Source organism: Streptomyces sp. NPDC085944 (assembly GCF_040686295.1).
Lineage (GTDB): Bacteria > Actinomycetota > Actinomycetes > Streptomycetales > Streptomycetaceae > Streptomyces > Streptomyces salinarius.
This window is the reverse complement of sequence record NZ_JBFBJX010000015.1, coordinates 144,887-162,801: the sequence shown is the minus strand read 5'-3', so window position 1 is coordinate 162,801 and position 17,915 is coordinate 144,887. Positions and strand designations below refer to the sequence as shown.

The window sequence follows — 17,915 nt, the reverse complement described above, 5'->3', positions numbered from 1 at the left end:
TCGTGTTCAGCGCAGCCACGCGTGGTCGCGGACGATGGGGAGCCTGGCCCACAGCCGGCCCAGCCCCAGGGCGTCACCGGCCGAGACGGCGGCCAGCACGATCAGCAGCACCGCGTACACCACGTGGTAGTCGGCGAACGGGTTCGTCGACATGCTCGCCGACCCGTCCGACAGATGCTTCGCCGGCGGCCACTCCGCCACCCACATCAACGCCATCATCACCGTCCCCGCGAGAGCCGCCAGACGCAGCGCCACCCCCGCGGTCAGGGCCAGCCCGATCCCGAGCAGGCCCAGCATGAACAGCCAGTCGGCCCACGCCGCCCCGGCCCACGAGTGGAACGCCGACTCCATCGGACCGACCGCCACATGCCCGAGGAAGCCCTCGGCCGGCGAACCACCGTCGACCCAGCCCTTGCCGGACGCGGTGGCGTAACCGAACCCGAACGTCTTGTCCAGGAACGCCCACAGGAAGACGAAGCCCATCAGCACCCGGGCCGAGGCGAGGACACAGGCCCGGGCGGTGAGCGCGCCGGCCTCCACCGACTCGGCCGCCCCCGGCACGGATACGGCGCCCTTACGGCGCGACGACGGCAGACGGAAACCCGAACCACGATGCGCGGACTGGTGCACGGCCATGACAGTGACCCCTTCAGAGAAGATCCGGTCGGTTCCGGACACCACTGACTCTCCCGCCCCCCCGCCGCCCCGCACCCGACGCCGAAAGTCCGCACCCCAGGGGCTCAACAGCCCCAATTCGCAGGGACCTTCGGCCGCCACCGTGCCAACGCGGCCGAACGGTGCCCGGCGATGCCCGAACGGCCCTTACGCGCGCCTCCGCGGGGACCGAGGCTGGAATGTGTTCGCCCACCGGCCCAGCCGGCCTCGGACGTGGGCGGGAAGGAGGAGTTCCGATGAGTTCGTCGACCCTGGACGCCCCGGTCGCGGAGCGGCTGGTCGCGGCGGCCGTGGCCGCGCCGTCCCTGCACAACACCCAGCCCTGGCGCTTCAGGCTCGATGCCGACGGCCGCACGGTGCACATCCACGCCGCCGCGGACCGGGCGCTGCGCCACACCGACCCGGTGGGCCGCGCCGTGCACCTGTCGGTGGGCTGCGCGGTGCTCAATCTGCGCGTCGCCGCCGTCCACTTCGGCTGGGAGCCGGTGACCCGCCTGCTCCCCTGCCCGGACCGTCCCGCTCTGCTCGCCACGGTCCGTCTCGCCGAATCCGTGCGCGGTGCGCCGGAAACCGGCCTGTACGAGACGGTGTGGCGCCGGCACAGCAGTCGTTTCCCCTTCTCGGGGCGCCCGCTGCCGTCGGACCTGCTCACGGAGCTGATCGAGGCCGCTCACCTGGAGGGCGCGACCCTGCGTTTCCCCGGACGCCACGACACCGAGCGGGTGCTGTGCGCCACGTGGGAGGCGGAGTGGCGCAATCGCGCGGACGCCGACCGCTCGGCCGAGAGCCGCCGACTCGTCAGCGGCCCGCACCCCCCGTCGCTGGGACTTCCGTCGGCGGCGCTGGGTCCGCAGGACGCGCTGGACCGTCTGCCGATGCGGGACTTCGGAGCCCACCGGCACCCGGAGGTGCTGCCTGCCCTCGCCTTCGAGACCCGGCCGCTCCTCGCGCTTCTGTCCACCGCGCACGACCGGCGGACGGACTGGCTGCGGGCCGGCCAGGCCCTGGAGCGCGTGCTTCTGCTGGCCACCCGGCGCGGAGTGCGCGCATCACTTCTTCACCAGGCCATGGAGTGGCCCGACCTGCGCCGCGCCCTCGACGGTCTCCCGGTCGACGGTCCCCGCGGGCACACGCAGATGGTGCTCCGGCTCGGATACGGACCGCAGGGGCCCGCCTCACCGCGCCGTCCGGTGGAGGAGGCGATGGAGGACCACGAGTGATCGTGCCGTCCGTCCGCCGACGCCGTGCGTCAGGAGGCGGACCGGCCGCTCTCCGCCCTGCCGAGGGAGTCCGCCAGGGGCACGTGCCACACCAGCCGCGCCCCCTTCCCACCGGGGCTTTCCAGCTCCATGCCGCCGCCGAGTTCCTGCGCTCGCTCGGCCATGTTGGTCAGGCCGCTGCGCCGGCCTCCGTCGGGGATGCCGACGCCGTTGTCCGTGACCGTCAGACGGACCTGCTTGCCGTCCGTCTCCAGCACGACGTCGGCCCGGTCGGCCCGGGCGTGCCGGGCGACGTTGGTCAGGGACTCGGTGAGAACGGCCATGACGTGGTCGGCGGTCCGGGCGGGCACGTGCGTGTCGAGCAGGCCCTCCATGCGGACGCTGGGTGCGAAGCCCAGGAGCGGGGCGGCCTCGCCGATCGCGCGCACCGCGCGGGAGCGCAACCCGGGCACCGCGTCGTCGTCGCGGGAGCGGAGGCCGAAGATCGTCGACCTGATGATCTTGATGGTCTCGTCAAGATCGTCCACGGCCCGCAGGATCCGCTCGGAGGCCATCGAGTCCTGGACGCGGCGGCCGGCGCTCTGCAGGGTCATACCGGTGGCGAAGAGCCGCTGGATGGCCAGGTCGTGCAGGTCGCGAGCAATGCGGTCGCGGTCTTCCAGCAGGGCGATCTGTTCGGCGTCCGCACGTCGTTGCGCCAGCTCCATCGCGACGGCGGCCTGGGCGGCGAAGACCTGGAGCGGCTCGGTCTCCTTCTCGGAGAACTCCTGACCGCCCGACCGCCGGACCAGCAGCACGACACCGCGGGCCTCGGCGCCCGAGCCGATCGGCACGGCGACGGCCGGCCCCAGTCCTTCGATGCGTGGTGGACCGGCCGAAACCCGGGAGTCACGGCACACGTCCGGGCTGTGGACGGGCGCCCGCTGCACGAAGGCCTGCCCGATGAGCGTGCCCTCGACGGGCAGCACGATCCCGCGCCACGCGTCGGACTCGTGACCGACCGCGAGTTCCACCGCGAGGGTGCCGGTGCCGCTCACCGGCGTGGTCACCACGCTCAGGGCGGAGCCGGTGATCTCCCTGGCCCGCTCGGCGATCAGCGGCAGTACCCCACCCTGGTCCGCGCCGGACATCAGCGTGTGGGTGATCTCGGCGTTCACCTGGAGCCAGCGCTCGCGCAGCCGGGACTCCTCGTAGAGGCGGGCGTTGTCGATCGCCACGCCGGCCGCCACGGCCAGCGTGGCGAGCACCGACTCGTCGTCCTCGTCGAACTGCTGCCCGCCGCGCTTCTCCGTCAGGTACAGGTTGCCGAAGACGTGGTCGCGCACCCGGATCGGTACGCCGAGGAAGGTGTTCATCGGCGGGTGATGGGCCGGGAACCCGTAGGAAGCGGGGTGGTCGGAGAGTTTCGCCAGGCGCAGCGGCTCGGGATGTCGGATCAGCTCGCCCAGGATGCCGTGACCCTCGGGGTAGGGGCCGATACGCGCGATCTGCTGCGCGTCGACGCCCACGGTGTGGAAGGCCGACAGCCGCTTGCCGTCCGGGCCGATCACCCCGAGCGCCGCGTACTCCGCGTCGACCAGGGCCGCCGCGGCCTCGACGATGCTGCGCAGTGCCTGCTCCAGGTCGAGTTCGCGGCCGACCGACAGCACGGCCTCCAGGAGGCTGTGGACCCGGTCCCGGGTGCCACGCGCCGCGTCCAGACGGGCCTGCAACTCCTCCAGCAGCTCGTCCAGCCGCAGCTGGGGCAGCCGCACCCTGGCCTCGCGGGTCTCCTCGGCGTTCTCCACCGCTGCTCCTCCAACGCCTCACCGCTTGTCGGCGGCCGTACCGTGCACCTGCCACGGTAGCGGCTCGAACAGGGAGGCGAGGAGAGATCAGCGCCGTCACGCGACCCGGCTGGCCGGAATCGTCAGTTCTGGCCTTCGGTGCGCATCCGGTCCCGTGCCTGGGTGGCGATGACGGCGGCCTGGATACGGCGTTCCACGCCCAGCTTGGCGAGCAGCCGGGAGATGTGGTTCTTGACCGTCTTCTCGGCCAGGTAGAGCCGCTGGCCGATCTGCCGGTTGGTGAGGCCCTCACCGATCAGTTCGAGGATCTCGCGTTCCCGGTCGGTGAGCCCCGGCAGCATCTCGGGCTCCTCCGCCGGCTGCTGCCCGCCGCCGCGCAGCCGTGCCATCAGCTTGGTCGTGGCGCTGGCGTCCAGCAGCGACTGGCCGCGGGCCACCGTGCGCACGGCCGAGACCAGGTCCGAGCCCTGGATCTGCTTCAGGACGTAGCCGGCCGCTCCCGCCATGATCGAGTCCAGCAGCGCCTCCTCGTCGTCGAAGGAGGTCAGCATCAGGCAGGCCAGATCCGGCATCTGCGACCGCAGCTCGCGGCAGACGGTCACGCCGTCTCCGTCGGGCAGGCGCACGTCGAGGACGGCCACGTCGGGGCGCAGGGCGGGGACCCGGACCAGCGCCTGCTCCACCGTCGCCGCCTCTCCGACCACGGTGATGTCCGGTTCGTCGTCCAGCAGGTCGTGCACTCCTCGCCGTACCACTTCGTGGTCGTCCAGGAGGAAAACCCTGATCGGGCTTCCCGTGCCGCCGTCCTGCTCGCTGTGCGCCATCGAATACTCCTCGTCGTCCCTCGGCCTGTGGCGGAATCCTTCCTTCCCAGGATGGCGAGGTCCAGGGCCGGTCGGCCCTGTTTTCTCCCGCGTCACTGGGCCGACAGGCCCCGCTCGCGGAACTGCCCGCGCACCCGGTCCACCAGCGCCGTGTCGGGAACCGGGTTTCCCGCCAGGGGGAACGGGATGCCCAGGGCGTCGTACTTCGCGGCACCGAGCTTGTGGAACGGAAGGATGTCGACCCGGTCGACGCAGTCCAGGCCGGAGAGGAAGCCGGCCAGGCCGTCGACGGCTTCCTCGTCGTCGGTCCAGCCGGGCACCAGGACGTACCTGATCCACATCCGCTTGCCCAGCCGGTCGAGCCGGGTGGCGAAGTTCACGGTGGGCGAGAGTTCCCCGCCGGTCAGTCTCCGGTAGGTCGGGACGTCGAAGGACTTGATGTCCAGCAGGACGAGATCGGTGTCGGCGAGGTGCTCGTCCGTGGCGCGGGCGCCGAGGAAGCCGGAGGTGTCGAGGGCGGTGTGGAGGCCGGCTTCCTTGCAGCGGCGCAGGACCGCTGCGGTGAAGGCGGGCTGGAGCAGGGGTTCGCCGCCGGTGAGGGTCACGCCTCCGCCGGCCGTGGTGAGGAAACCGCGGTACTTGTCGATCTCCGCCATCACCTCGTCGACGGTGGCCTCCCGGCCGTCGCGCATGTGCCAGGTGTCGGGGTTGGCGCAGTAGAGGCAGCGCAGGGGGCAGCCACTGGTGAAGAGGACGAACCGGGTCCCGGGACCGTCCACGCCGGTGGACAGGTCCCAGGAGTGGATGCGGCCGGTGACCGTCCCGGGTGCCGTGGTCGGGCGCATGGTGCTCACAGCGATCCGTGGAAGGTGCGGCTGATCACGTCGAGCTGCTGCTCGCGGGTGAGGCGGACGAAGTTCACGGCGTAGCCGGAGACCCGGATCGTCAGTTCGGGGTACTTCTCCGGGTGCTCCATCGCGTCCTCCAGCACGGCGCGGTCCAGCACGTTGACGTTCATGTGGAAGCCGCCCGCGGACATGTAGGCGTCGAGGATGCCGGCCAGGTGACCGGCCCGCTCCTCGGGGACGTGGCCGAGCCCCTCCGGGGTGATCGTGGTGGTCAGGGAGATGCCGTCGCGGGCGGCCTCGTAGGGCAGCTTGGCCACCGAGAGGGCGGAGGCGGCCACGCCGTGCCGGTCGCGGCCGTTCATCGGGTTGGCGCCGGGGGCGAAGGGCTGTCCGGCGCGGCGTCCGTCGGGGGTGTTGCCGGTGTGCTTGCCGTACACGACGTTGGAGGTGATGGTCAGCACGGACTGGGTGTGCTCCGCGTCGCGGTAGGTGGGGTGCCTGCGCACCTTCGCCATGAAGGACTCCACCAGGTCGACGGCCAGGGCGTCGGCCCGGTCGTCGTTGTTGCCGTACGCCGGGAAGTCGCCCTCGGTGTGGAAGTCCACGGCCAGTCCGGTCGCGTCGCGGATGACCTTGACCCGGGCGTGCTTGACGGCGGAGAGGCTGTCCGCGGCGACCGACAGCCCGGCGATGCCGCAGGCCATGAACCGGTGCACCGGGTGGTCGTGGAGGGCCATCTCGATGCGCTCGTAGGCGTACTTGTCGTGCATGTAGTGGATGACGTTGAGCGCGTTCACATAGGTCTCGGCCAGCCAGTCCAGGACGCGGTCGTAGGCGGCGGACAGTTCGCCGTAGTCCAGGTACTCGCCGGTCAGCGGCGGCGTTTCGGGGGTGATCTGGTCACCGGTCATCTCGTCCCGGCCGCCGTTGACGGCGTAGAGGAGCGCCTTGGCGAGGTTGACGCGGGCGCCGAAGAACTGCATCTGCTTGCCGACCGCCATCGCGGAGACGCAGCAGGCGATGGCGGTGTCGTCGCCGGTGCGCGGGCGCATCAGGTCGTCGGACTCGTACTGGACGGCGCTGGTGTCGATGGACACCTGGGCGCAGAACTCCTTGAAGCCGGCCGGCAGCCGGGGCGACCACAGGACGGTCAGGTTCGGCTCGGGAGCGGGACCGAGGTTGTAGAGGGTCTGCAGGAAGCGGAAGGAGGTGCGGGTGACCAGGGGGCGGCCGTCGGCGCCGATGCCGCCGACGGACTCCGTCACCCAGGTCGGGTCGCCGGAGAACAGGGCGTCGTACTCGGGGGTGCGCAGGAAGCGCACGATGCGGAGCTTGATGACGAAGTCGTCGATCAGCTCCTGGGCGCGGCTCTCGTCGAGGAGCCCATCGTCGAGGTCGCGCTGGAGGTAGACGTCCAGGAAGGTGGAGGTACGGCCCAGCGACATGGCCGCGCCGTTCTGCTCCTTCACCGCGGCGAGGAAACCGAGGTACAGCCACTGGACGGCCTCGTGGGCGGTGACCGCCGGCCGGGTGACGTCACAGGCGTAGGACGCGGCCATCTCGGCCAGCTCGCCCAGCGCCCGGATCTGCTCGGCCAGTTCCTCGCGGTCGCGGACGACGTCGGCGGTGGACGGCCGGGCGTCCAGCAGGGCCCGCTCGGCACGCTTGGCCTCGACGAGCCGGTCGGTGCCGTAGAGGGCGACGCGACGGTAGTCGCCGATGATCCGGCCACGGCCGTAGGCGTCCGGCAGGCCGGTGATGATGCCGACCTTGCGGGCGGCGCGCATGGCGGGGGTGTAGGCGTCGAAGACGCCTGCGTTGTGGGTCTTGCGGTAGGTGTCGAACACCTTCGTCACGAACGGGTCGGTCTCGTATCCGTACGCCCGCAGCCCGTTCTGCACCATGCGCAGGCCGCCGCCCGGCATGATCGCCCGCTTGAGCGGGGCATCGGTCTGCAGGCCGACGATCAGCTCGCGGTCGCGGTCGATGAAGCCGGGGGCGTGTGAGGTGATCGTGGACGGGGTGGCGGTGTCGACGTCGAGGACGCCCCTGCGCCGCTCCTCGGGGAAGAGTGCGCTGACCTTCTCCCAGACCGTGCGGGTGCGTTCCGTGGGGCCGGCCAGGAAGGAGGCGTCGCCCTCGTAGGGCGTGTAGTTGGCCTGGATGAAGTCGCGCACGTCGATGCGCTCACGCCACCCGCTCCCGGCGAACTGCCGCCAGGCTTCGGCGGTCCGGGGGCCGGCTGTCACCGTCGCGGTCATCACGGGTCCTCTCCTCGTACGGTCTTCTCAGCAGTGATGTTCGTCGTCGGGGTCGATGACGGGCAGTGCCGGACAGGACACTGCGCGGGCCCCTCCGGCCCGGGGTCGCCGGGACCTTCGGCCCCGGGCCCGGTGAGCACGGACGCCTGGTGGCGGTCCGCCCGGTGCGCCGGTCGGAGCCGGCAGCGCCCTGCCACCGGCACACCGCGCCGGCGGGGGACGGCGCCGCCGGCCCGGTGGGCAGGCGTGCGCGGGCGGCCTCACTCGTGCGGGACCACGGCGACCGGGCAGCCGACGTGGTGCAGGACGGCGTGCGTGACCGGGCCGGTGCGGGCGCCGAACCGGTGTCCGTTCGCGCTCCGGCCCACCACGAGGAGTCCCGCGTCCCGCGCGGCCCGCACCACTGCCGCGGCGGCCCGTTCCTCGGTGACCGTCTCGGTCACCCGGACGGTCGGGTACTTCGCCCGCCAGGGGCGCAGCACCGCGCTCACCGTGCCCTCCGCGTCGGCGAGTGCCTGCCAGGGCGGCTGGACGTGTGCCGCCGGACTCCCGGCGGCCGGGGCCATGACGGGTACCGAGGGCGCGGGCCGGGGCCGCGACGGCGACCGGAACGCATGGACCGCGCGCAGCCCGGAGCCGCGCCGCCGTGCGGTCTCGAAGGCGAAGTCGAGCACTTCGTCGCAGGGGCGGTCCAGGCGCAGCCCGAGCACCACGTCGCGGTACGGGGTCTCGGGAATCTCCTCCGGAGCGAGGCCGTCGGCGGCGGGCAGATGCTCGTCGGCGGCGCCCCGTCCGGCCCGGACCAGCACCACGGGGTGGTCGGCCCGGGCGACGACGCGCTGGGAGACGGACCCCGTCACGAAGCCGCCGACCGGTCCCGGGCCGGAAGACCCGAGGACCAGCATCTCGGCGTCGTCGGCGGCGGTGACCAGGGCCGTGACCGTCGCGTCGCACACGAGGCGCTCGGTGATCCGCAGACCGGGATGGGCCGAACGCACACTGCGCACGGCCTCCGCGAGCATCCGCTCGGCCCACGCCCGCTCGGTACCGCCGGCGGGGATGTACGGCGCGGGACGGGCGTGTCGGTGCCAGACGTGCACCAAAGTGATACCGCTCCCCCGCCGCTGGGCCTCGTGAGCCGCCCAGTGCGCGGCCGCGAGGCTCGCGGGCGATCCGTCGATCCCCACCGCGATGTCGTACTGCATGACGTCTCCCCTGCCTGGTCGATCGGATTCCGGATGTCCCCGAGCCTCCTCCTCGCCGCGGCGGGCCCGTAGGGGCCGTACAGCCCTCCTCCGAGTCCTTCGGGCCCTGCGGGGCGCGAGGCGGCACCGGGCCGACCGGCCCTCCGGCCGGGACCGCCGGCACCTCGCGCTCAGAAGGCCGGCATTCGACGCTGGAAGGACCGAGCCCACGACCGAGGAGCGCAGCGCCATGGCCCGTTACGTGTACGACTTCACCGAGGGCGGCCGTGACATGGCCGGACTGCTCGGTGGCAAGGGATCGAATCTGGCCGAGATGACCCGGCTCGGGCTGCCGGTGCCACCGGGGTTCACCCTCACCACCGAGGCGTGCCGGAGCTTTCTGGACACGGGGGGCGAGCCTCCCGGCCTGTGGGAGGAGGTCTCCGAGCATCTATTGGCCCTGGAGACCGGCGCGGGCCGGCTGCTCGGGCAACCGGACAACCCACTGCTGCTGTCCGTCCGCTCCGGCGCGAGGTTCTCCATGCCCGGCATGATGGAGACGATCCTCGACATCGGTCTCGACGACGCGTCCGTCCACGGGCTGGCCAAGGTCTCCGGGAACGAGCGTTTCGCCTGGGACTCCTACCGGCGTCTCGTGCAGATGTTCGGCACCACCGTCATGGGCGTCGACCCGTCCCTGTTCGAACGGGCCCTCGCCCAGCTCAAGGACCTGCGCGGTGTCTCGGACAACGTGCACCTCGACGCCGAAGACCTGTCCCGGCTCGTGGAGACGTACAAGAACGTCATCCACCAGGAGAGCGGCGAACGCTTCCCGCAGTCACCCGTCGAGCAGTTGCGCCGGGCGGTCCTGGCTGTCTTCGCGTCCTGGAACGGCGAACGCGCCCGCCTGTACCGGCGGCGCGAGCACATCGCCGACGACCTGGGCACCGCCGTCAACGTGCAGCGCATGGTGTTCGGCAACCTCGGGTCCGACTCGGGCAGCGGTGTCGCCTTCACCCGCGACCCGGCCACCGGGGCCCGGGGCCTGTACGGCGACTACCTGCCCGACGCCCAGGGCGAGGACGTCGTCGCCGGCATCCGCAACACCGTGCCGCTGTCCGAGCTGGAGCGCCTGGACCCCGGTGCGTACGGTCGGTTGCGGGGGCACATGGAGACCCTGGAGCGGCACTACCGCGATCTGTGCGACATCGAGTTCACCATCGAACGCGGCACCCTGTGGATGCTCCAGACCCGGGTGGGCAAGCGCACCGCCGAGGCCGCCTTCGTCCTGGCCGCCTCACTGGCCCACGAAGGGCTCATCACCGCGGACGAGGGCCTCGCCCGGGTCAGCGGCCAGGGCCTGGCCCGGCTGATGTTCCCGCGCTTCGACACCGCTGTGACCGGTGACGTGCTGGCCCGCGGTGTCCCAGCCTCGCCGGGTGCCGCGGTGGGTGTCGCGGTCTTCGACTCGGCGGAGGCCGTCCGCCGCGCCGCCCTCGGGGAGAAGGTGGTCCTCGTCCGGCAGGAGACCACGCCCGACGACCTGCCCGGCATGATCGCCGCTCAGGCCGTGCTCACCGGTCGCGGAGGCAAGACGAGCCACGCCGCCGTCGTGGCGCGCGGCATGGGCAAGGTCTGCGTCTGCGGTGCCGACGAACTCACCGTGGACACCGGGGCCCGGCGCTGCACCGCACCGGACGGCACGATCGTCGAGGAGGGCACCGTCCTGTCCGTGGACGGCACCGCCGGGGCGGTGTACGCGGGCGCGGTGCCGCTGGTCGACTCGGCAGTCATGCGCCACCTGGAGGCCGGTGCGGGCGGCCGGGCGACGACCGGCGTGGTCGACGCGGTGGCCCGGGCCCTGGCCCGCGCGGACGCCGTCCGGCGACTGGAGGTGCGGGCCAACGCCGACACGCCTCAGGACGCTCTTCGCGCACGCCGGTTCGGAGCGCAGGGCATCGGTCTGTGCCGCACCGAGCACATGTTCCTCGGCGAGCGGCGCAAGCTGGTCGAGGAGATGATCCTGGCGGGGACGGACGCGGGGCGCGAGCGGGCGCTCGCGGCCCTGCTGCCGCTCCAGCGCGCGGACTTCACCGGCATCCTGGAGGCGATGGACGGCCTGCCGGTCACCATACGGCTCCTCGATCCGCCGCTGCACGAGTTCCTGCCGGACCGCGCCGACCTGGCGGTGCGGATCGCCACCGCCGAGGCCCGCGGCGAGGAACCGGACGGGCACGACGCCGAACTGCTGGCCGCCGTCGGCCGCATGCACGAGGAGAACCCGATGCTCGGGCTGCGCGGGGTACGCCTGGGCTTGGTGGTCCCCGGCCTGATCGCCATGCAGGTGCGGGCGATCGGTGAGGCCGTGGCGCAGCGCGTGAGGGCCGGTGGCACCCCCCGGGCGGAGATCATGGTGCCGCTCGTCGGGGACGTGCGCGAACTGCGGCTCGTGAGGGAGGAGGTGGAGCGGGTCCTGGCCGAGGTGTCGGAGACCTCGTCAGTGCCGGTCACGTGCCCCGTCGGCACCATGATCGAGCTGCCCAGGGCGGCGCTCACGGCCGGCCGGATCGCCGAGGACGCCGAGTTCTTCTCCTTCGGGACCAACGACCTGACCCAGACCACCTGGGGGTTCTCCCGCGACGACGTCGAGGCCGAGTTCTTCTCCGCCTACCTCGACAAGGGCGTCTTCCCCGTCTCGCCCTTCGAGACGCTCGACCGCGACGGCGTGGGCCGGCTGGTCGGCATCGCCGTCGCCGAGGGCCGCGCCACCCGGCCGGACCTCACGATCGGCGTCTGCGGCGAGCACGGCGGCGACCCGGAATCGGTGCACTTCTTCCACGCCGCCGGCCTCGACTACGTCTCCTGCTCCCCGTTCCGGGTCCCGGTGGCTCGGCTGGAGGCCGGGCGGGCCGCGCTGGACCTCGCCGATGCCAGCGACAGCAGGTGAAGCGGGACCGTCGGCCCCGGTCCCGGGGGCCGGCCGCCCCTGGAGCAAAGGCACCGGGGCGCGACAGGCTGGAGCCGTTCCGCTGCGACCACGAGGAGTTGAGCACATGACTGCCAAGGACATCGGTGCACGCGCTCTCGACGCCACCGTCCGGGTGCGCGCCGAGGGCGACGTGGACGAGGGGTCACTCGCCTACCTCCGGGAGAAGGTCGGCGCCGTGCTCGACCGTCCCGGCCTGCCGCCGACGAGCGGCGAGGTGCGCGTCGTCCGGGCGGCGGCCCACCACGTCGAGCTGCCGTGGTCCGCCGCCGCGGAGATCCGGCTGGGCCACCACCTGGTGGTCGTCCACGCCCGCGAGGCGAGCGCCCGGGAACTCGCCGACCGGCTGCAGGACCGGCTGCGCGGCAACACGGACCGCGTCGCCCACCGCGGCGACGCCACACGCAAGGCGGCCGCACCGCCCCCGTGGCGTGGCGGTCCGGGGCGCTAGGCGCCGCCCGGCGCGCCCGCCGGCCTGGCGGCCAGGGGGCCGACACCGGTCCGGTCCCCCTGCCCGCCGTGCTCAGAAGGAGGAACCGCCGTGCCCAGTCGCACTGTTGGTGAAGTGATGTCCAGGGACGTCGTACGGGCCGGCCGGACGACACCGTTCAAGGAAGTCGTCCGGCTGCTCGACCGGCACCGGATCAGCGGTGTGCCGGTACTCGACGACGACGACAAGGTCCTCGGAGTGGTCTCCGGGACCGACCTCGTGCGCGCGCAGGCGCACCGGGCCGGCCGGCGGCCGGACCATGCCGTCACCGCGGCGGACGTCATGTCGAGTCCGGCGATCACCGTGCACCCCGAGCAGACCGTCCCGGACGCGGCCCGGCTGATGGAGCGCCGGGGAGTCGAGCGGCTGCCCGTGGTGGACGAGGAGGACCGGCTCATCGGCATCGCCACCCGCCGGGACCTGCTCCGCGTCTTCCTGCGCACGGACGACGACATCCGCGACCAGGTGACCGAGGAGGTCGTCGTCGGCGGCCTGGGGCTGCGGTCCGCGGCCGTCCACGTCCTCGTCCGCGACGGCGTCGTCACCCTCGACGGCCGGGTGGACCGGCGCAGTCAGGTGCCGGAGGCCGTGCACGCCACCTGGCGGCTGGAAGGCGTCGTCGGCGTGGTGAACGCCCTGACCTACCGCGTCGACGACTGCGCCCAGCCCGCCGTGGCCGGCCGCGCCGGTCTCTGATGAACCCCCGGCAGGCGGTTCGGCGGCACGGTCCGGGCCCTTCCCGGCCCGGACAGGCCCGGGGGAACCGGGCCGGACGGGCCCGGAAGGGGACCTTCGGCGCCTCCCGCTCCACCGGAGCCCGCACAAGAGTGGAGTCGGGGAGGGGCGCCGGTCCCCCGCGGCGCCCCTCCCGTCCCGAGCCGCCGTATGTGCACGGCGGCGTCCGACAACGGAGGCAGACCACCATGACCCGACAGGACGCACGGACCGCGGCCGTGACCGGCACCGGGACACCGTCCGACACCTCGGTCGCCGTCGACCGCCTGGTCACGGCCGGTCTCAAGGCGCTCGCCGACTACGAGACCCTCACCCAGGAACAGGTCGACCACATCGTCAAGAAGGCGTCCGTCGCCGCGCTGGACCAGCACACGGCGCTGGCCCGTCTGGCCGTGGAGGAGACCGGGCGCGGGGTCTTCGAGGACAAAGCGGCCAAGAACATGTTCGCCTGCGAACACGTCACGCACAGCATGAGCCGCATGAAGACCGTCGGGGTCATAGCCCGCGACGACATCGAGGACATGGTCGAGATCGCGGAGCCGGTGGGCGTGGTGTGCGCGATCACGCCCGTCACCAACCCGACCTCCACGACGCTCTTCAAGGCGCTGATGGCCCTGAAGACCCGTAACCCGGTCGTGTTCGCCTTCCACCCCTCCGCGCAGCGGTGCAGCACCGAAGCCGCCCGGATCGTGCGGGAGGCGGCGGTCGCCGCGGGAGCGCCGGAGAACTGCGTGCAGTGGATCGAGCAGCCGTCCATCGACGCCACCCGCACCCTCATGGAGCACCCGGGCGTCTCGCTCATCCTCGCCACCGGTGGCAACGCCATGGTCAAGGCCGCCTACTCGGCCGGCAAGCCCGCCCTCGGCGTGGGCGCCGGGAACGTTCCCGCCTACGTCCACAAGAGCGCGAAGCTGCGCCGGGCCGTCAACGACCTGGTGCTGTCCAAGTCGTTCGACAACGGCATGATCTGCGCCTCCGAGCAGGCCGTCGTCCTGGACACCGACGTCTACGACGCGGCTCTCGCCGAGTTCAGCGCCCTCCACGCCCATCTGGCCACCCCGCAGGAGAAGGCGAAGCTGGAGTCCTTCCTCTTTCCCCCCGCCAAGGGCCCGGGCGGCGGCTGCGAACCCAAGGTCAACGCCGCCGCCGTCGGACAGAGCCCGGCGTGGATCGCCGAGCGGGCCGGATTCTCCGTGCCGCAGGACACCTCGGTCATCCTGGTCGAGGCCGGACACGTCGGCCCGGACGAGCCGCTGACCCGGGAGAAGCTCTGCCCCGTACTGGCCGTGCTCCGGGCCGCGAACGAGCAGCAGGGCTTCGACCTGGCCGCGGACATGGTCGCCTTCCACGGCCAGGGCCACAGCGCCGTCATCCACACCGAGGACCGTGCGCTGGCCGAGGCGTACGGCGCGCGCATGAAGACCGTGCGGATCATCGTCAACGCCCCGTCCTCGCAGGGCGCGATCGGCGGCGTCTACAACGGCCTGCTGCCCTCGCTCACCCTCGGCTGCGGCTCCTGGGGGAGCACCTCCGTGTCCAACAACGTCTCCGCCGCCCAGCTGCTCAACGTCAAGCGGGTCTCCACCCGCCGCAACAACCTCCAGTGGTTCAAGGTCCCGCCGAAGATCTACTTCGAGCCGCAGGCCATCCGCTACCTGACCTCCATGCCGGACATCCACCGCGTCACGATCGTCACCGACGCGACCATGACCCGCCTCGGATTCGTCGACCGGATCAGCCGCGTCCTGCAACGGCGCCGCGAACCGGTCACCCTCCAGATCATCGACAACGTCCGGCCCGAACCCAGCATCGACTCCGTGCAGCACGGTGCGGGCCTCATGCGGGACTTCCGGCCCGACACGATCATCGCGCTCGGCGGCGGCTCCCCCATGGACGCCGCCAAAGTCATGTGGCTGCTGTACGAGCAGCCCGACATCGACTTCGCCGACATGCGGCAGAAGTTCTCCGACATCCGTAAGCGTGCCTTCCGCTTCCCCGCCCTCGGCAGGCTCGCCCGCCTGGTGTGCGTGCCCACCACCTCCGGCACCGGCGCCGAGGTCACCCCCTTCGCCGTCATCTCCGACCCCGCCACCGGCAAGAAGTACCCGCTCGCCGACTACGCCCTCACCCCGAGCGTCGCGATCATCGACCCCCTGCTCACCACCGCGCTGCCCCCGGCGCTCGCGGCCGACAGCGGATTCGACGCCCTCACCCACGCCATCGAGGCGTACGTGTCCGTCTACGCCAACGACTTCACCGACGGCCTCGCGCTGCACGCCGTCCGGCTCGTCTTCGGCAATATCGAGGCGGCGGTGAACGACCGTGAAGGCGCCGCGCAGGCCCGGGAGAAGATGCACAACGCCGGCACCATCGCGGGCATGGCCTTCGGCAACGCCTTCCTCGGCATCGTCCACGCCATGTCCCACACCCTGGGCGCCACCTTCCACATCGCCCACGGCCGCACCAACGCCGTGCTGCTCCCCCACGTCATCCGCTACAACGGCACCGTTCCGACCAAGCTGACCGGCTGGCCCAAGTACGAGAACTACCGCGCCCCCGAGCGGTTCCGGGACATCGCCCGCACCCTCGGTCTGCCCGCGGCCACCGCGGCCGAGGGCGTGGAGTCCCTGGCGGCGGCCGTCGAGCGGCTGCGCGACGCCGTCGGCATCGAGCCGACCTTCGCGGCCCTGGGCGTGGACGAGCGCGCCTTCCTGGCGGCCCTGCCCCAACAGGCTCTCAACGCCTACGAGGACCAGTGCGCGCCGGCCAATCCGCGCATGCCGATGCTCGACGACATGCAGGAGCTCATGCGCACGGCCTTGCACGGCCGAGTGGCGCCCGCCGCCTGACCGCGCCGTCGCCCACCGCGCGCCGGCGCCCCCACGGCGCGGCACCGCACCGCCGGGGCCCTGCGGTCTCCCGCCCGGCGCTCACACGACCGCCGGGCAGGCCGCCCCGGGTGCGCCGGCCGGGCCCCGGAAACGCGGCCGGACCGGGGGCCCGGGACCGGCTGTCCTGCGCGGGAGTCCGGACTCGGGCCCGCCGGATCCGGCGCCCGGCCGCCGCCCCGCCCCGCCCCGCCCCGTCCGGCCACCACGCCGGGCGCCGGCACGAAGCAACTACTGCGGCCGGAGACGAGGAAGGACACGGCGATGAGCCACGGTGACGCGCGCAGGCAGCGGTTCTGGCGGTGGCGGCGCAACGCCCTGCGCCGGCCGGAGGACGTCGCCGAAGCCTGGGTCGTGCTGGTGCTGTGGGTGGCCGTCCTGCTCGGCGGTTCGGCAGCCGGTGTGACGACGGTGCTCACCGCTCAGCAGACGTTCGCGCGGGAACGCGCCGAGCGGCGTCCGGTGTCGGCCGTCGTACTCGCCGACGTCCCCGCCGCCGCCTCGGAGAGCAGAAGCCGGAACTGGCGGGTGCCGGCGCAGGTCCGGTGGATCGCTCCCGACGGTGCCGTGCGCACCGGGCGGGCCGCCGTGCGGACGGGGCTGCCGGCCGGGACGGAGGTGCGGTTGTGGCAGGACGGTCAGGGTCTGCTCAGGCCCGAGCCGACGCAGCGCGGGGAAGGAGTCGCGCAGGCTCTCGCCCTCGGCACGGTGAGCGTGCTCGCCGTCTCCGGATGCGCCGCCGGGGCCGGATTCGTCGTCCGCCGACGGCTCGACAGGCGCCGTCTGGAACGCTGGGACAGGGCGTGGGAGGCGATGGGGACGCGAGGAGACCGGGCCACCGGCTGACGTGCCGGGACACACCACTCGCGCGTCTGCGGGCCGCGCACGGGTGGCCGTGGAGGCCATGTTGACGCAAGGAGACCGGGCCACCGGCTGACGTGCCGGGACACACCACTCGCACATCTGCGGGCCGCGCACGGGTGGCCGTGGAGGCCATGCTGACGCAAGGAGACCGGGCCACCGGCTGACGTGCCGGGACACACCACTCGCGCGTCTGCGGGCCGCGCACGGGTGGCCGCCGCCCGCCCGGCGGCCGTGCGCGCGGCGGCACGGCGCCGGGCGTCGCCCGCGAGACCGGCGGCACCACGCGCCCGGTCCCCCTCCTGGGTCCTCGGCCCTCACGCGGCTGTTCGTGGCGGGGCGCCGCACTGCCGAGGCGGGCGTGGCGGCCGCGGTAGACGATGCAGGGCCGGGTCAGCCAGCCGACAGGGGCGGTCAGCCTGTGGATCAGGCGGGTGAAGGGCCGGGCGGCGAAGAGCAGCAGTGCGCCGAGGGCGTGCAGCTGGAACAGCACCGTGTGCACGTGGGCGCCGGCCACCATCCACCACCACCTCCCAACTGGCCCCGTACTGCAACGCCCTTGACGTGGGTCCGCCCGACGCGGACGGCGCGCCGGGCGGACCGGTGGGTGACAGGGGGAGGAGAGAGCGCGGGTGACGGACGGCGAAGGGATGTCCGGCGCGGTGGGGCTACGGCAGCGGTTGCGGCACCGCGCTGCCGACACGCGCGCGGACCGCCTCGACCGCTTCCCAGTGCTCGGGGTCCAGGAAGGCGAGGGCCGCCGGGAAGACTCCGTCCTGCTCCTTGAGGATGTGTTCGCGCAGCAGGCCGAGTGTGTCGATCAGACGCCGTGGCCAGGTCGAGTCGTTCAGGAACGGTCCGTTCGCCTCGGACAGCACCGTCTCGATGCGGCGGTGCTCGTCCCGCAGTGCCGCGATCTGCTCGGGGAACTCGTGGGCCATCGCGGGGAAGAGACCTTCCTCCTCGACCTCGGTATGGGGCACCAGCACGGCGGCGATCTCGCGGGCGAGTTCGGCCATGAGGGTGATCCTGCCGTCCCGGTGGGCGTCGCGCACCCGGCCGATCAGGTTGACAACGGCTTCGTGTTCCCTGGTCAGTTCATCGATCGTCGCGAGCGACTGGCAGCCGCAGTACTCACACATCGTCCTTCTCCGTC

At 72.7% G+C, this 17,915-nt stretch carries 13 protein-coding genes and 1 pseudogene; 6 read left to right on the top strand and 8 right to left on the bottom strand.

The annotated features are described in order from the left end of the window. Positions 1-6: 6 nt before the first annotated feature. Positions 7-636, bottom strand: a complete 630-nt coding sequence (locus tag AB0P07_RS27715) for a hypothetical protein (protein WP_365555297.1) — start codon at positions 634-636, stop codon at positions 7-9. Between the two features lie 275 nt (positions 637-911). Between AB0P07_RS27715 and AB0P07_RS27710 the strand changes: the two genes are divergently transcribed. Next, a complete protein-coding gene (locus AB0P07_RS27710; RefSeq protein WP_365555296.1) occupies positions 912-1,895 on the top strand; it encodes a hypothetical protein in 984 nt (327 codons plus the stop codon). A 29-nt stretch (positions 1,896-1,924) separates the two neighbouring features. Here AB0P07_RS27710 and AB0P07_RS27705 read toward each other — a convergent pair whose 3' ends face one another. From AB0P07_RS27705 to AB0P07_RS27685, 5 genes are all read right to left on the bottom strand, one after another. Further along, entirely contained in the window at positions 1,925-3,682 is a 1,758-nt protein-coding gene (locus tag AB0P07_RS27705) for a two-component system sensor histidine kinase (protein ID WP_365555294.1), read from the bottom strand. A 122-nt stretch (positions 3,683-3,804) separates the two neighbouring features. Then, the gene (locus AB0P07_RS27700; RefSeq protein WP_365555292.1) at positions 3,805-4,506 is read right to left on the bottom strand and encodes a response regulator transcription factor; all 702 of its coding nucleotides are present in this window, start codon (positions 4,504-4,506) and stop codon (positions 3,805-3,807) included. Positions 4,507-4,598: 92 nt separating this feature from the next. Continuing rightward, entirely contained in the window at positions 4,599-5,351 is a 753-nt protein-coding gene (gene pflA, locus AB0P07_RS27695) for a pyruvate formate-lyase-activating protein (protein WP_365555351.1), read from the bottom strand. Positions 5,352-5,356: 5 nt separating this feature from the next. Next, the gene (pflB, locus tag AB0P07_RS27690) at positions 5,357-7,615 is read right to left on the bottom strand and encodes a formate C-acetyltransferase (protein ID WP_365555290.1); all 2,259 of its coding nucleotides are present in this window, start codon (positions 7,613-7,615) and stop codon (positions 5,357-5,359) included. 260 nt (positions 7,616-7,875) lie between these two features. Beyond that, on the bottom strand, positions 7,876-8,820 hold the full coding sequence (locus AB0P07_RS27685) for a universal stress protein (protein WP_365555288.1): 945 nt from the start codon (positions 8,818-8,820) through the stop codon (positions 7,876-7,878). 229 nt (positions 8,821-9,049) lie between these two features. Here AB0P07_RS27685 and ppdK point away from each other — a divergent pair, with 229 nt between their 5' ends. The 5 genes from ppdK (at position 9,050) to AB0P07_RS27660 (ending at position 16,744) form a co-directional block, all read left to right on the top strand. Continuing rightward, positions 9,050-11,746 (top strand): pyruvate, phosphate dikinase, encoded by a 2,697-nt coding sequence (gene ppdK, locus AB0P07_RS27680; protein ID WP_365555287.1) that lies wholly within the window; start codon positions 9,050-9,052, stop codon positions 11,744-11,746. 106 nt (positions 11,747-11,852) lie between these two features. Further along, positions 11,853-12,236 carry a hypothetical protein gene (locus tag AB0P07_RS27675; RefSeq protein WP_365555285.1) on the top strand — a complete coding sequence of 128 codons (384 nt, stop codon included), beginning with the start codon at positions 11,853-11,855 and terminating at the stop codon, positions 12,234-12,236. A gap of 90 nt (positions 12,237-12,326) precedes the next feature. After that, on the top strand, positions 12,327-12,971 hold the full coding sequence (locus tag AB0P07_RS27670; RefSeq protein WP_365555283.1) for a CBS domain-containing protein: 645 nt from the start codon (positions 12,327-12,329) through the stop codon (positions 12,969-12,971). 227 nt (positions 12,972-13,198) lie between these two features. Continuing rightward, positions 13,199-15,859 carry a bifunctional acetaldehyde-CoA/alcohol dehydrogenase gene (gene adhE / locus AB0P07_RS27665; RefSeq protein ID WP_365555281.1) on the top strand — a complete coding sequence of 887 codons (2,661 nt, stop codon included), beginning with the start codon at positions 13,199-13,201 and terminating at the stop codon, positions 15,857-15,859. A 303-nt stretch (positions 15,860-16,162) separates the two neighbouring features. Beyond that, the gene (locus tag AB0P07_RS27660) at positions 16,163-16,744 is read left to right on the top strand and encodes a hypothetical protein (RefSeq protein WP_365555279.1); all 582 of its coding nucleotides are present in this window, start codon (positions 16,163-16,165) and stop codon (positions 16,742-16,744) included. Between the two features lie 373 nt (positions 16,745-17,117). Here AB0P07_RS27660 and AB0P07_RS27655 read toward each other — a convergent pair. Beyond that, positions 17,118-17,252, bottom strand: a pseudogene (locus AB0P07_RS27655) (respiratory nitrate reductase subunit gamma); the annotation flags it as partial. A gap of 175 nt (positions 17,253-17,427) precedes the next feature. Further along, a complete protein-coding gene (locus AB0P07_RS27650) occupies positions 17,428-17,901 on the bottom strand; it encodes a hemerythrin domain-containing protein (protein ID WP_365555278.1) in 474 nt (157 codons plus the stop codon). Positions 17,902-17,915 lie beyond the last annotated feature (14 nt).

Excerpts from the sequence above, each read along its gene's own strand:
- AB0P07_RS27715 (WP_365555297.1), bottom strand. The coding sequence starts at position 636 with ATGGCCGTGCACCAGTCCGCGCATCGTGGTTCGGGTTTCCGTCTGCCG.
- AB0P07_RS27710 (WP_365555296.1), top strand. The coding sequence starts at position 912 with ATGAGTTCGTCGACCCTGGACGCCCCGGTCGCGGAGCGGCTGGTCGCG.
- AB0P07_RS27700 (WP_365555292.1), bottom strand. The coding sequence starts at position 4,506 with ATGGCGCACAGCGAGCAGGACGGCGGCACGGGAAGCCCGATCAGGGTT.
- pflA (WP_365555351.1), bottom strand. The coding sequence starts at position 5,351 with ATGCGCCCGACCACGGCACCCGGGACGGTCACCGGCCGCATCCACTCC.
- pflB (WP_365555290.1), bottom strand. The coding sequence starts at position 7,615 with ATGACCGCGACGGTGACAGCCGGCCCCCGGACCGCCGAAGCCTGGCGG.
- AB0P07_RS27685 (WP_365555288.1), bottom strand. The coding sequence starts at position 8,820 with ATGCAGTACGACATCGCGGTGGGGATCGACGGATCGCCCGCGAGCCTC.
- ppdK (WP_365555287.1), top strand. The coding sequence starts at position 9,050 with ATGGCCCGTTACGTGTACGACTTCACCGAGGGCGGCCGTGACATGGCC.
- AB0P07_RS27675 (WP_365555285.1), top strand. The coding sequence starts at position 11,853 with ATGACTGCCAAGGACATCGGTGCACGCGCTCTCGACGCCACCGTCCGG.
- adhE (WP_365555281.1), top strand. The coding sequence starts at position 13,199 with ATGACCCGACAGGACGCACGGACCGCGGCCGTGACCGGCACCGGGACA.
- AB0P07_RS27660 (WP_365555279.1), top strand. The coding sequence starts at position 16,163 with ATGAGCCACGGTGACGCGCGCAGGCAGCGGTTCTGGCGGTGGCGGCGC.
- AB0P07_RS27650 (WP_365555278.1), bottom strand. The coding sequence starts at position 17,901 with ATGTGTGAGTACTGCGGCTGCCAGTCGCTCGCGACGATCGATGAACTG.